A 15,238-nucleotide genomic window follows, 5' to 3' on the forward strand; every position below is an offset into this window, starting at 1 on the left:
TCGATGCGGCGGGCAACGTCAGGCAGAGCGGCTTTGACGCGGAAGGCCGCGTCGTCAAGAGCACGGTGTATGCCGCGGCCCTCGCACCGGCGGACCTGGCCGGCTTGCCGGCGGCTGCCACCGTGGCGCAAATCCAGGCCAAGGTGCTTGCCACCGCGAGCTCGGACCTGGTGGAGAACCGCGTCTATGACAAGGACGGCCGGCTCACGGCCACGGTCAATGCCCTGGGCGAGGTGGTCAAGTACGTGTATGACGCGGCCGGCAACGTCATTGAGCGCCTGGCCTATGCCAACCGCGTGGCGATGTCGGGCGGCGGCGCCTGGGTGGCGGGAACCCTGCCCGCGCCCGTGGCAGATGCTGCCCATGACCAGCGCCTGCGCACTGTGTACGACCCGCTTGGCCGCGCTGTGCTGTCCGTCGACGGAACAGGTGCCGTCGTCAAGCAGACCTTTGACGGCAACGGCAACGTGCTGGAGCGGCTGGCTTACGCCAGGCCGATAGCGCCGGCCACCAATGCCACCGCTGCGGCCATCAACGCCGCCGTCGTGGCCTCTGGCAGCGATGTGCGCGTGCGCAATGTGTACGACCCGGCCAACCGGCTGGTGTACCGCGCCGACGGCGTCGGCGCCGTCACCCGTTTCGTCTACGACAGCAACGGCAACGCCGTCAAGACCATCCAGTACGCCACGGCCATTGCCGGCTCGGCCGCGCCGGCCAGCGTCACGGCCAGCGCCGCCGACCGCATCACCGTGTTTGCCTACGACAAGGCCAACCGCCAGACCTTCAGCGTCGACGCCCTGGGCGGCGTGACGAAACTCATCTACGACGCCAACGGCAATGTGGCGCAAAGGCTGGCTTATGCAACGGCCGTCACGCCGCCCACGGCAGCCGGCACGCCCAGCGCCCAGGCGATCCAGTCTGCGGTGGTTCCCGATGCCGTCAATGACCGCATCGAGCGCTGTGCCTACGACCTGGCCAACCGCAAGATCTTTGGCATCGACGCCAACGGCGCGGCCACCGAAACGACATTCGACGCTGCCGGCAACGCCGTGCAGCTCAAGCGCTACGCCGTGCTCGTCAATGTGTCCAGCCTTGGCGCCACGGCCTCTGAAGCGGCAGTTCGCGCCTTGCTCGTGGCCGACGCGGCGAACGACCGTATCGAAAAACGCGTGTTCGACGCGAGCAACCGCCAGGTCTACGGCGTTGACGCGCTGGGCTACGTCCGCAAGACGGTGTACGACGGCACAGGCGCCATCAAGGGCGTGACTGAATACGCCTTGGCCATACCGGCGGCAACGGCCGGCACGGCCAGTGCGATCGCAGGCGCCGTCGTTGCTTCGGCCGCGAATGACCGCAGCAGCAGCTTTGTGTATGACGCCGCCGGCCGCCTGACGGGCAGCACCGATGCGTTGGGCTTCACTGAATCGTTCACCTACAACGCCCTCGGCGAAAAACTCAGCTTCACGAACAAAAAATCCGCGACCTGGACCTACGACTATGACGCGGGCGGGCGTCTCGTCCAGGAAACTTCACCTCAGGTTGCCTTGACATCCGTGGTGGTGAATGCGAGCGGCAACCTGGAGGTCAATGAGGCCGCCTCCGGTGCGGCGGGCATCGTCACGCGCCTGGCATACGACGCGCTCGGCAACCTCGTTTCCCGCACTGAAGCTTTCGGGCGTGCGGAACAGCGGCTAACCAGCTATGAATACGACGCCCTCGGCCGGCAGGTCAGGACGACCTACCCCGCGGTGGGCGTGTACAACGCCGCCACCGACAACCTGACGACCAACGGCGCGACAGGCTTGGCCACGCGCACTGAAACGCAGCAGACGCTGTTCAGCCAGGTCAGCTACGACATGCTGGGAAACGCCATCGCCAACCGCGACGTCGCCGGCAACTTCAGCTACAAGGCCTACGATAAGCTTGGTAATGTCAGCTATGAGGTCGACAGCCTGGGCTTTGTGACCGGCTACACACGCAATGCCATGGGCGAGGTCACCCGTCTGGTGCGTTTTGGATCGGCGACGACTTTGCCGAACGGCAACCCTGCAAGCCTGTCGGTGGCTCAGGTCGATGCCGCGGTCAACGCGGCAGGCGTCAACCACGGCATGGACCGCAACCTCCTGACCCAGTATGACCGTCTGGGGCGCGCTGTCCGGATCACTGAGCCGCAGACCTATGTCTACGACCCGGACGCCGCCAATGGTAGCCAATATTTCATTGCGGGGAAAACCACCCGCAATACCTTTGACGCCTTCGGCAACCTGATCCGCGTCGCCTTGCTGAAAAACCCGGCGACCGATACCTGGACATCAACCACTAACTATTTCGACAAGCGTGGCCAGCAAACCGCCAGCGTGGACGCCTTGGGCTACCTGACAACCCAGGCTTTCGACGCCGCTGGAAACGTTAGCGCGCACACCGAATTCGCCACGGCGCTCACGGGCTGGAACAGCGCATCTCCCGCCGCTGCCGCGCCGACCGCCCCTGGCAGTGCCGACGACCGGACCACCCTATATATCTTCGACCGAGGCAACCGCAAGACCTCGGAAGTCAGGGTGAACGTCGAGTACAGCGACAACAGCAACGCGACCAGCGTACGCGGCAACCTGAGTACGACCTACGGATACGACAGCGTCGGCAACTTGACCCGCACGACTGACGCCGCCGGTGCCTCCACCTACAGCTACTACGACGCCATGGGCCGCGTCACCGCGATCGCCGCCCCTACGCGAGGGGGTGTGGCCGACGGCAGCTCGTTGACGCCCTTGACGGTGTTCCGCCGCGACGCCTACGGCAATGTGGTCGTCAAGACCGATCTGTCCAGCGGCGCCAGTGCCGCGAACGAGAGTGCTTACACGGCAGCCGCAGCAAATGCCGCAGACCGCACGACCATGGCGTATTTCGACCGCTCGGGCCACGTGGCCCAGCTCGTGGACGCGCAAGGCTACAACCACTACAGCTCCTACGATGCGCATGGCAGCATCGCCAAGGAATGGCAAGCCGTCACCGGCAACGACGGTGTCACCCGGACGCTGTTTCGGGCCTACCAATACGACAAGTTGGGCCGCCAGACCCACGTCATTGACCCGGCTTCCACCACCGTGCTGCAGGGCGGCCTCAATACGGTGCAGGTCGGCTCAGCCACCACGGTAGCGAATGAGGCGGGATCGCTGACGCTGGTGGGTAGCAACAGCGTGTCATTGACATGGTCCAGTCTGGTCAATGCCGCGGGCGGTTTGGTACGCGTCCAGGTCGACTACCAGACGCTGTCTACCTACAGCCCGGCCGGTTCCAGCGAGTCGGGCATTATCTATGGCGGCGTGCTCAGCCATGCGGCGAGCCAAGTGCAGGATTTCGGCGCCGCCGCCGCGAGTGGCGGTGTTACGTTGGGCTGGGGAAATGCCAGCGCAACAGACGGCGGCATTTCACAGCTCAGCTACATCCGTATCTGGCAGCAGGATGCTGGCGGTAATTGGGTCGCCAAATGGGAAGGTAGCGCCGCGCAGGCGACTGGCTCCGGCATCACCACCGTGAGCCAGGCGCAGGCCGGCGTGGTGGACACCGCCGTCGAGTACAACGCTTTCGGCGAGATGACGCGCAAGGGCGTCAATGGCGGGCGGCAGGAATATTTCGACTATGACAACGCCGGCCACATCTGGCGGACCAACAGCGGCGACGGCATCGACAAGGTCGCACTCTACGATCTGCAGGGCCACCAGACCGCGGATATTCGCAGCGCGGGCTCCGGCCGGGCCAATACCAACCTGCTGGCTTTCACCAGCGCAGACCAGGTTGCTGCGCTGACAGACGTGCGCCGCACCGACATGCGCTACGACGCGATCGGGCATCTGACACAGCAGTTGCAGCCCGAGCGCCTGCAGACACAGGGCGGGGTGTTGGTGCGCCAGAACGCCAGCCATGCTTACATTTCTTCAACGTCGTCCATCATCGGGCGTGACGAATCCGGCAACATCCTGGGTTGGACTGGCACCAACAGCGTGTCCTTGAGCTGGACCTCCCTCGCAAGCCTGGGCAGTGGCGACGTCAAGGTGGTCATGGACTACCTGACACCGATCTATACCAATTTTGTGGGTGCCACCATCATTGGCACCGACGAAGCCGGCCAGCCGATCTATGCCAGGGACGAAGCCGGAAACATCATCGGAACGGTTGTGCAAGCCGGCGGCGCCGCGGGTAGCCGCAGCCAGATTTTGACCGCCGAGCAAGGTGCCAGCGGTGTCACCATGAGTTGGCAAGATCCTGCCGGTACCATCAACGGCGGCCTTGGCAGCGTCACGCGCCTGCGCCTCTACAAGAAAGACCTGCAGGGCAACTGGCAGCAAATCAGCGACCAGACCAGCCTGGGCTATAGCGGCAACACCATTGAAGTAGCCGTGCCCACCGACCCCGGGACCGATATCCAGCTGCAGTTGCGCCCCGCGGGAACGGCCGGAAGCGGCGGCTGGAGCAACGTCAGCCTGATCAATTTCGGCGACGCGTTGCGCTTTGACGCGTCCGCACTCGGTATCGGCAACTATGAATACCGGGTGCTGACCACGCCGCCCGGTGCCGCGACGCGGACCACAGCGACCGGTAACCTTTCGATGGCGATGCCGGCGCTGTCAACCATCAGCGCGCCGCTGAGCTTTGTCCAGACTGGGGTTTACGGCTGGGCAAGCCCGGGCGCAGGCGTTGAACAGGTCCTGCGCGTCAGGCCGGCGGGCAGCACGGGTGCCTGGCAGGTCCGTACCGTGGTCCCGCGTGGCGGTGGCTACGACGGCGCCGATGTGAGCAACCTGGGCGCGGGCACCTACGAGTACGAACTGCTGTGGATACATGTCGGGGAGGGCGCTCCCTACGCGCACGCCACCGGCCAGATCGCGGTCGTCGCACCCTACGTCCAGACCCAATGGATCACCCCGGCCAATCCGGCCAACTACATCACTGGTTATACCGACGCCCAGTACAGCGCGCCGGTCATGACGCAGGGGATCATCGGATACAACGAAAGCGGTTCCAACGAAAGCGGCACGCCCATCTACGGCCCCATATTGGGCGCCCATTACCAATGGAGCGGCCACGTCGTCGTCGGCGTCCCCTATCCCGTGTGGACGTTGACCAGCTACACCACGGTCTACTACACCGTGCAGGTGCCGACGCAAGGGCCGCCCATCATCGTCGGATACGACGAAAGCATGCAGCCGATTTATGCGCGCGATGAATCCGGCAACATCATCTACCAAACGATTTACGTTCCCACGACTTACAGCTACCAGTCGCCGGTGTACTCGAATGTGTGGTATTCCCCTCCGGATCCGGCGCAGTACCTCACAGTACCGAGCAAGCCCATCTATGGGCCGCCCATTGCGACCCAGGTCGTGGTCGGTTACAGCGAAAGCACTGGCTACATCTACGGCACGCAACTGGCTGAGCATTACCAGTGGAGCGGCAATGTGGTGGTCGCCGTGCCGTATTCGGTCTCTACTTATATTCCGACGCAGTATTACGCCAGTAACACGACGGCAGCAGGCAGCAGCTCGGTCAGCCAGAGCGCGGGCGCCCAGCTGGGGCAAACCCCTGGTCAGAACGGAGACAGCCAGTGGGTGCGCCCCGTCATCAACCAGAAGACCGACCGCTGGGGCAACGTGCTGGAGATCAACGATCCGCGCTCCACGAACTGGAAAACCAGCTACCGCTACAACGCCAGCAACGAGCTGATCCAGCAGATCCAGCCCGACAGCAACGGCAACCAGGGCACGGGCAGCCCGGTGACCAATATTTACTATGACCGCATGGGCCGCCAGGTTGCCCTGAAAGATGCGAACGGCAACATCAACGGCCAGGTATTCGATGCCGCCGGCAACCTGGTGCAAGACATTCACGCGGACGCTGCCGTCTCCAGTTACCGCTACGACGCCTTCGGCAACCGTGCCAAGGCCACCGACGCGCGCGGTTYTGTCACCACCTTTAACTACGACAAACTCAACCGCCTGCTCAGCACCGTGCGCCCGGCCGTCGGCATCTACAGTGTCAACAGCGCCAATTCCGCTTACTACATTGGCACCAGCGCCATTGTCGAGTCCAGCACCTGGGACCAGGCCGGCAACAAACTGACCGACACCAACGGCAACGGTGAGACCCTGAGCTACACCTACGACATGCGCGGCAACGTGGTGGCCACCCGCCAGCCGCTGGGCCAGACGGTGCGCGCCACTTTCGACCTGCAGGGACGCAAATCCGGCGAGGTCGACGCCAACGGCTACACCAGCACCTGGAGCTACGACTACTTCGGCCGGCTGTACAGCCACACCGACCTGGGCGGCGCTAAATACAGCTACAGCTACGACAACGCGCGCCAGCTGACTTCGCAGACCAACACCCGCGGCCAGAGCCTGGGCTATATCTACGACGCCGCCGGACAGCTCACCCGTAACACCGACTACGCGCTCGGCAAGATCACCAACTACGCCTGGGACCTGGCCGGCCATCAATTGCGCGAGCAGATGTCGCAGAACGGCACCGTCTACCAGGACAACCACATGGCGTATGACGCCCTGGGTCGCCTGCGCTGGGTGAACGATACCCATGCCTACATCAACATTGACTACGACAAGATGGGCAACCGCACGCACATCCAGACGCACGTCATCAACGGTGACACGGCCAACGACAGCAGCCGGTACTTCCAGTACGACGCGATGAACCGCCAAACCGTGGTGGACGCGGTGGACGCCGCGGGCAACCTCGGGGCCCAGGGCCACCGCATCACCTATGACGGTAGCGGCAACCGCACCAGCGACACCTATTACGGAAACCGGGTCAATGCCGTGCAGGTGGTAGACCACTACAACACGGTCAGCACAGGCGTTCCTGTCTGGGTCCTCAATGAATCCGGCCAGCCCGCCCTGGACGAATCCGGGAACCCCATCCCCGCGCGGGACGAGTCCGGAAACATCATTTACCAGACCCAGCAGGTCCCTGTGTACCGCACGGACTACAGTGCGGGCCAGGGTCAGACCACCGAGGCATACGCCTACGACGGGCTGAACCGCCTGACAGGCGTTGTGCGCGACAGCGTGCAACTGGACTACCGCTTCTATGACGGCGCCAACCGCAACATGCAGACCGGCCCGGCGGGCCATCTGCCTGTGGGTTACATCAACGCGCTCAACGGCGGTGCGTCCAGCGCCAGCGGCACCGAAACGCGCATCAACCGCTTCGACGCCAACGGCCGCCTGCTGCACCAGCGTGTGTTCAACAGCGACGACAGCGCCAAGTACGAAATCGACTACAGCAGCTACGACGCCGCGGGCAACCTGCAAAGCTACACCCTGCAGAACTACCAGGGTACTGCCTACACCAACACCTACAGCTACAGCCAGGCGCGTTACGAGGGCTACAAGGAAGCCAGCGTCTACGGCAGCAGCAGCTATTTCCAGCCGGGCACCACTACCAGCTATTACGACGTCAACGGCAACCTGTCCGCCATCACCGACAGCACCAACGGCGCCGCCAACCGGAGCTTCATCAGCGACGCAGCCGGCAAGGCCCTGTACACCAACCAGAACGGCCAGGTCCAGCGCCAGCTGATCGTCGGCGGTGAAGTGCTGGGCCGCTACGGCAATGCCGCCGGCGGCGTTAACGTGGCTGACTTCAACTTCGGCTATCAGCCCATCAACGGCAACTACCCGTCGGCCAGCCCGGGCATCTACATCGTGGCGCCCGGCGACACGCTGCAAAGTATCGCCAAGGGTGCCTTCGGTGACAGCTCCCTCTGGTACCGCATCGCGGAGGCCAATGGCCTGGCAGGCGACAACGACCTCAAGGTCGGCCAGACCCTGACCATCCCCAACCGCGTGGGGACGCTGAGCAACAACTTCAACACCTTCAAGCCCTACGACCCGAGCGCGATCGTGGGCGATACCACGCCCAACCTGCCCACGCCTCCGCCGCCTGCGCAAGACGATGGCGGGTGCGGCGTGTTGGGTCAGATCATCATGATCGTCGTGGTGGTTGTGGTGACAATTTATACCGCTGGGGCGCTGAGTGGGGCTGTGGGGCAAGGTTTCGCTGCGACTATGAGTGCCGGCGCCGGTGCGCTCGGAGGAACTGTGGGAGCCGTGGGGTCGATTGGCGCCTCGCTGGGCGTAGTGGGGACGGCCGCTGTCGCGGGTGCAGTTGGCTCGTTGGCTGGCCAGTTGGTGGGAAATGCACTCGGCATCCAGGATGGATTCAGCTGGGAATCGGTCGCCCTGGGTGCCATCAGCGCCGGCGTTGGCGCCGGCATAGGTCAGGCCGCTGGCTCCGCCGGCTTCCTGGGAGGAAAAGAGATCGGAAACTTCATGGTGCGTGCCGCCGTGGGCAATGCGCTCACTCAAGGCATTGGCGTCATCACCGGCTTGCAGGATCATTTCGACTGGAGAGGGGTCGCTGCAAGTGCAGTGAGCGCAGGGGTTGCACAAGCTGTCAGCCCTGGAATTAGCAACATGCTCGGTGATAGTCCGATCGGACAGCTCGGCACTCGGTTCCTGACCGGCATGGCAGAACGTACGGCTGGTGCCATTGTTCGGGGCGGTAGGATTTCCATACAGCAGATTGCCACGGATGCGTTTGGCAATGCGTTGGGCAGCAGTTTCGCGGACAACATGCGAAGCGAGGCCAGCCAGCAGGAAGAAAGCCTGATGCGGGCCAGCCAGGAAAGCTTTAGACGCAGCGAGATACAGGACCAGAACGGCGGGGCCGGCTGGAATGGCGGCGATGCTTGGGCGGCGGACGTGGCGGCAAGGCGAGCGGCTAGACCGATGTACACCGCCCCGGTTGTGCAGGACAATCAGTTGGGCGGGGCTTCAGATGGTGCCCCCACGGTCCCGTCCAGCGTGCGTGCGGGTGACTACGGCGGTTCTCTTGAGCGCATAGCCCGAGCCCAGTTGGGCGCCGGCGCCAGCCAGCGCGAGATCAGCAACTACGTGGGCCAGCTGTTCGAAGTCAACGGCATTAGCAATGCCCGCAGCATCCAGGCCGACCAGAACATCGTGCTCCCCGGGGCCAGCACGGCAGCGGCCACCACCGGCCTGGCCAGCTACGGCAGAGACATAGCCACAGGCGAGCAGATCAAGGCGGACAGGCAAGCGGCGCAGGCAGCGGCTACAGCACAAGCCGCGGCTGATCAGCAGCGCTATGACGCGATGCGGGTGGGCGCTTGGAGTGGGCGTACGAACCAGGTCGTGGCCAGTGGCCCGGCCATGGTTTCTCAAGATGTCTACACAGCCGCGGGCGACTACGCTGGAAGCACCATGGTGCCCACAGAGAACCGGCCATCAATGAGCTATGGCGAGCAGATGCGCAACGTCGGCAACTTCCTGACTGAAACACCGATTGGCGTGATGCAGCAAATCGTCCAAAACCCGCGTGAATCCTTGAACTACGCGGGACAAGGTGTCGCCGGTTTGATCAAAGGTGTTCCGAACTTCGTAACGGAGACTTTGACCCAGGTGGCGATTGGTACGCGTTACCTAGCGGTGGGCGGGGCGGAGATCGCTGGCATTGCTTCGCCTGGAGCGTTGGACCGGGAGATTGCGCAGTACCGGGACTTCTCGGGCAGGTTCTTTGAGTACGACAACGTGTCGCAGGAGGCAGCTGGGTTTGTGAGCGGGTTTGCGACGCCTATCGTGGCAAGCAAGGGGGTGCAGACGGCGAGTGCGTTCTACCGCTCGATTCCTGGTGAGTTTGGTGCTTGGGCGATACCTGACGCAGCGTCTGGGGGAGTGAATTGGGCGAGAGGGGTAAATAGTGCAGAGCTGTATAGGTTGGGAAAACCTGCTACACAGCTTGAAAAAACGTATGAGCACGCGTTGAGCCCTCAGCTTTTTGTGGAGGATGTCGCGGCCAACTACGGCATCAATCTCAAGGGAGCGGGTCAAAAGATTTCAGTGTTGTATGACGAAACCCTGCCAGCGGKACAATTGGGTGTCACGCGTGCGCTAGAAGGCGGTCGCGTGATTCGAATTGGGCCTGATGCGTTGGTTGATCAAGCTACTACGGCCAATACAATTGCACACGAAGTGAGTCATGCTCGTGACTATCTGAATGGAAGGCTCCATAAGCCGCATGGTGCTGACAATTCCATGGGCGATAGGAGTGTGTATGGATCAGGAAATGCGTTGCAAGCTTGGATTGAAGGGAAAAGATGATGGCGGATAATATTGCTGATTGGCAGGGTGTGCCAGAGGCCAATCTTACGGCATGGAGAACGTTGTTCAATAACTCCATTGGTGGGGGAATAGATCTTCCAGATGCTTGCCCCGTTTGCGAAAATCAAACGCTACATAGGTACTACCATCTTATAAAGCCGGAGCGTCGAGAGTTGAGGGGGCAGCTATTTCAAGGGCCGGGCAGTTATTGGGAATGGTGTTCGTCATGTCATTCATATGAACATATGCATGGGTATGTTCCTGAATGGTGGAAAGAGGCGCCACTTGAGGTAAATCATGCCATGCTTACGGTTGTTCCTGACGTGTTGAATGCGGCGCTCTTAAAGTGATGGTTGAGGTCAATTGCAACGATGCTGATGGCTTGTATTGATACATGCGCCCATCTTGCATCTCAACATATGGCGACTTTATCTCGCGGTTGTAGTCAGTTGCGAATTCAATAGCAACAAAACAATAAAAAAACCACCCGCAACCCTAGCCAGCCTCCAAGGCCGTGGGGTTGCCGGTGGCTTTTTCTCTTATAGATACTGGGCCTTGCTGCTCACCTCAAGTCATGCCCAGCGCCTACGCGTTGCGCCGAATGACACCCCGCTAAGCCTGTTGCCAAGGCCCTATGGCGACAGCATCCCGCATCCGGGGTGATGAGTCACGCTAAACCATCACTCGAGCGTGGGCTCCACGTGAGCTTGGGCCAATTTCACCAGCGGATACCCATCAAAAATAATATGCACACGCGGCGTATCCGACAGGTTGGCCGCCCTGTGCATCACCTTGTTGTCAAAGAACCAGAGCTCCCCAGGCTTCACATTGAAGCGGTTGTTGCCGGACTCCAGCACATTGCTGTCACCGCAGCTCAGCACCAAGTGATAGCGGTCTCTATTCTCAAGAGACTCTTCATCGTCGTAATGCCGGTAAACCTGGTGGTGGGCCGGCAGCTTGACCAGCACAACGCGGCCCAGGGCCAGGCCCAGTTCCTGCGCCAACAAGGTTACGAGCGCATTGGTTTTGGGGTACTTTCTGGAGAAAGCGGTTTCCTCGCTCTCATGGACGCCATCGGCGGGCAGGTAATCGCGTTCATGCTTCTTTCTGTTCCTGACCACAATGGACTGCGTGTGCCTGTGGTGATCAAGAGCCTCCTGCCTGTGGGTGTGAACGCCCCACCAGTAAGGCGCAATGCCCTTCACTTCCGCGGCAATTTCGCGCACATGCACGTTCTTCTGGAACACAAGATGCTTTTGTTCGCCGGGGTCTGCGGCCGGCATGGACTGCATCACGCGGGACAGGCTCCTTAACTGGCGAAAGATGCCCGCCCGTTTCCACAGGGAAAGCTCTTTTCTTTGCAGCCCCATCCGTAAAACCTCCCGCAGGCTTTCGTAATCCGAGAGCGTCCAATGCGCCATGGTGTTTAGCTGAAGCTCGCCGCCGCGGTAAAGCGCAGCCGCTGCGGCCAAGGCATCATGCAGGACTCCGGCATAGAGTTCCTCATGGTCTTTTTTCTGGGCACTCCACAGCATCTCCAGATGGCCCCGCATGAAAAAAGGGTCCTGGTCCAGCAGGGTTGCCACATTCCTCAACAGCTCCGGCTCAAAAAGACTCTGGCAAAGAAGGTCTTCAAAAATGCTTCGGGAAGAGTTTGCTTTTTGCATGGCAACTCAAGCGTTTTGTGTGGGAAATGGATAAGGCTCGCCTCTGCTTTGTTGTGCGAGGCCTGCGCGGGATGATGGTTTAAGTATATTCACGCCACGCGCCCTTGCCGGTGTTTTTGCACTGGCCCTTGGCACCGAATCTTGAGGTGAAAAATGTTGGAAAAGCTTCTGCGGGACACTGCGGCAAATGTTCTTTGGGAAGTTGAGCGCAGTCCGGCAGGCGCTGTAGGCTCTACCCGCTTTTTGCCCACCGCGTATCGCCTGAAGGGCGTGTGTGTATGTGAAGCCGCACGCACAACTGCGTCTGACAAAAGAAAAAGCCGGATCGGTCTGAAACCGTCCGGCTTTTCGGGATGTGGTGCCCGGGGCCGGAATCGAACCGGCACGCCTTGCGGCGGGGGATTTTGAGTCCCCTGCGTCTACCAATTTCACCACCCGGGCTGCGAGGAGCGAAGCCTCAAATTATGGCACAGTGTGGCCATGAACTATCCAACCATTGAAGACGCGATTGGCAAAACGCCTCTGGTCGCGCTGCAACGCATTCACGCCGCCGAAAACGCCGCGCGCGGCAATGTCATCCTGGGCAAGCTCGAAGGCAACAATCCGGCCGGTTCCGTGAAAGACCGCCCGGCGCTCTCGATGATCAAGCGCGCGGAAGAACGCGGCGACATCAAACCCGGCGACACGCTGATTGAAGCCACTTCCGGCAACACGGGCATTGCGTTGGCCATGGCCGCCGCCATCAAGGGCTACAAGATGGTCCTGATCATGCCGGAGGACCTGAGCATCGAACGCGCCCAGACCATGAAGGCTTTTGGCGCGGAATTGATCCTGACGCCCAAAAGCGCTGGAATTGAATATTCGCGCGACCTGGCCGACCAGATGCAAAAAGAGGGCAAGGGCCGGGTGCTGGACCAGTTCGCCAACCCGGACAATCCGCGCATCCATTACGAGACCACCGGGCCCGAAATATGGACAGATACGTCAGGCAAGGTGACACATTTTGTCAGTGCGATGGGCACAACCGGCACGATTACCGGTGTTTCCCGCTATCTGAAAGAGAAAAATCCGGCCATCAAGGTCATCGGCGCCCAGCCCAGCGAGGGCTCGCGTATTCCTGGTATTCGCAAATGGCCACAAGAGTACCTGCCCAAGATTTATGACCCTCGCCAGGTCGACGAACTGGTGCTGGTGAGCCAGGCTGACGCTGAAGACATGTGCCGGCGCATGGCGCGGGAAGAGGGCATTTTTGCCGGCATCTCGGCGGCCGGCGCTTGCTGGGTGGCACAGGAAATCGCCAAAACCGTGAAAGACGCCGTGATTGTCTTTGTCGTTTGTGACCGCGGCGACCGCTATCTGTCGACGGGTGTTTTTCCGGCCTGAGCCGTTTTCAGGCATAAAACGGGCTGTGGCCTATATTTGACGGGCGCAAGCAGCTATTAAAAATATAGCGTGCGACGCTGCTGGTCCTTCTTTTCCAATCTTCCTTTTTGACCATGACCCACGAATTCAGGTTTTGCCCCAACTGCGCGACGCCGCTGGCCATGGTGTCGCAGATGGAAGACGGCGGCGAGAAGGCCCGGCTGCGTTGCCCGGCCTGCGGCTACACCCACTGGAACAACCCTACGCCCGTGCTGGCAGCCGTGATCGAATACAACGGCCAGGTTTTGCTGGCCCGCAATGCTGCCTGGCCCGGCAAGATGTACGCGCTCATCACGGGTTTCATGGAAGCCGGGGAAACGCCACAAGGCGGTATAGCCCGTGAAATCAAGGAAGAAACCAGCCTGGACGCCACCTCGCTGGACCTGATCGGCGTCTATGACTTCCAGCGCATGAACCAGATCATCATTGCCTACCATGCGGTCTGCACGGGGGATGTCAGCCTGTCACCCGAACTGGTGGACTACCGGCTCTACGATCTGGACAAGCTCAAGTGCTGGCCTGCGGGCACGGGCTACGCGCTGGCCGACTGGCTGCGCACGCGCGGCCATGAACCTGAGTTTGTGGATTGGGCCACCGTGCTGAGCAAGGTGGAAGCTGACGGGGACGGCAAGGCCGGGTAAAACCGGATACTGCCGGGTAAAAAGGGCTTTGCGCTTTGCTTAAAATCGCAGCAACCCAAGGATTTTCATGAACATCGACAAAGAACTCGACACCCGCGGCCTCAATTGCCCGCTTCCCATCCTGAAGGCCAAAAAAGCGCTGACCGAAATGCTCAGCGGCCAGCTGCTGCGTGTGGTGTCAACCGACGCCGGCTCTACCCGCGACTTCCAGGCGTTTGCCAAACAAACGGGCAACGAGCTGGTTGAACAGCAGACCACGGGCAGTGACTTTATTCACGTTTTGAAACGCCGCTGATTCTGTAACAGGCCGTTATCAGGCCGCCTGCTTCCGGCGTTCCCGGCCTGACCAGCCAATTTGCAGGTTGTCCAGGTAATTCCGGAAATACACGCCCACTTCAGGGTGCTCCAGCGCCAGCTCTACGGTCGCTTCAAGGAAACCTTCCTTGCTCCCGCAGTCATAGCGTTTGCCTTCGTACTGGAAGGCATACACGCTCTCCTGGCCCAGCAGGCTTGAAATCCCGTCGGTGAGCTGCAACTCGCCACCCACGCCGGAAGTCTGCTTGCGGATGTGCTCAAAAATCGCTGGCGTGAGGATGTAGCGCCCGGCCACACCCATGCGTGAAGGGGCCACCTCCGGTGCCGGTTTTTCCACGATTTTTTTCACTTTCATCAGCCCCTTGCTTGCACCGTCTGTAGCGACGATGCCGTAGCGCCTGGTTTGGTCCTGGGGCACTTCCTGCACGGCCAGAATGGATTGCTGGATCTCGGCGAATTGCTCGGCCATCTGCGCCAGCACTGCCTTGCCGCCCTTGGGGCCGACCATCAGGTCATCTGCCAGCAAAACCGCAAAAGCCTCCTGGCCAACCAGGTGCTCGGCACACAGCACAGCATGCCCCAACCCCAGGGAGCGAGGCTGGCGTACATAGGAAAAATTCATGTCATCAGGCTGGACAGATCGCACCAGTGACAGTAATGCGTGCTTTTGGGCTACTTCGAGTTCGTTCTCTAATTCATAAGCAGTATCGAAGTGATCTTCGATGGCCCGTTTATTGCGTCCAGTTACAAAAATCATGTGACGGATGCCGGCTGCATAGGCTTCTTCCACAGCGTATTGGATCAACGGCTTGTCGACCACAGGGAGCATTTCTTTGGGTTGGGCCTTGGTAGCCGGTAGAAACCGGGTGCCAAGACCAGCAACGGGGAAGACAGCTTTGTTTAATGTAAATTTTTGCATCGACTTTGACCGAATAAAAGCCTAAAGTGTTGCGTTGTTGGTACAGCGCATGGGTCAGACAAACGCCTGAATTTGCGTGGG

General features: G+C 61.0%; 6 protein-coding genes and 1 tRNA gene. 4 read left to right on the plus strand and 3 right to left on the minus strand.

Features of this window, described 5'->3' with window-relative positions:
• Positions 1–65 precede the first annotated feature (65 nt).
• On the plus strand, positions 66–10,193 hold the full coding sequence (locus AC1D0Z_RS05495; protein ID WP_477657232.1) for a LysM peptidoglycan-binding domain-containing protein: 10,128 nt from the start codon (positions 66–68) through the stop codon (positions 10,191–10,193).
• A 680-nt stretch (positions 10,194–10,873) separates the two neighbouring features.
• On the opposite strand, the gene AC1D0Z_RS05500 is transcribed toward AC1D0Z_RS05495, so the two are convergent.
• Both AC1D0Z_RS05500 and AC1D0Z_RS05505 read right to left on the minus strand, forming a co-directional pair.
• Positions 10,874–11,860: an aspartyl/asparaginyl beta-hydroxylase domain-containing protein gene (locus AC1D0Z_RS05500; protein WP_477657233.1), complete on the minus strand. Its 987-nt coding sequence runs from the start codon at positions 11,858–11,860 to the stop codon at positions 10,874–10,876.
• 356 nt (positions 11,861–12,216) lie between these two features.
• A tRNA-Leu gene (locus tag AC1D0Z_RS05505) sits at positions 12,217–12,301 on the minus strand.
• A gap of 39 nt (positions 12,302–12,340) precedes the next feature.
• Here AC1D0Z_RS05505 and cysM point away from each other — a divergent pair.
• From cysM to AC1D0Z_RS05520, 3 genes are all read left to right on the plus strand, one after another.
• Positions 12,341–13,243: a cysteine synthase CysM gene (gene cysM / locus AC1D0Z_RS05510; protein ID WP_477657234.1), complete on the plus strand. Its 903-nt coding sequence runs from the start codon at positions 12,341–12,343 to the stop codon at positions 13,241–13,243.
• A gap of 113 nt (positions 13,244–13,356) precedes the next feature.
• Positions 13,357–13,923, plus strand: coding sequence for an NUDIX hydrolase (locus AC1D0Z_RS05515; RefSeq protein WP_477657235.1), 567 nt, complete (start codon positions 13,357–13,359; stop codon positions 13,921–13,923).
• A 67-nt stretch (positions 13,924–13,990) separates the two neighbouring features.
• Positions 13,991–14,218, plus strand: coding sequence for a sulfurtransferase TusA family protein (locus tag AC1D0Z_RS05520; protein WP_477657236.1), 228 nt, complete (start codon positions 13,991–13,993; stop codon positions 14,216–14,218).
• 18 nt (positions 14,219–14,236) lie between these two features.
• Here AC1D0Z_RS05520 and galU read toward each other — a convergent pair whose 3' ends face one another.
• A complete protein-coding gene (gene galU / locus AC1D0Z_RS05525) occupies positions 14,237–15,157 on the minus strand; it encodes a UTP--glucose-1-phosphate uridylyltransferase GalU (RefSeq protein ID WP_477657237.1) in 921 nt (306 codons plus the stop codon).
• Positions 15,158–15,238: the final 81 nt, after the last annotated feature.

The sequence above is a fragment of the Polaromonas sp. P1_E3 genome (assembly GCF_056405935.1).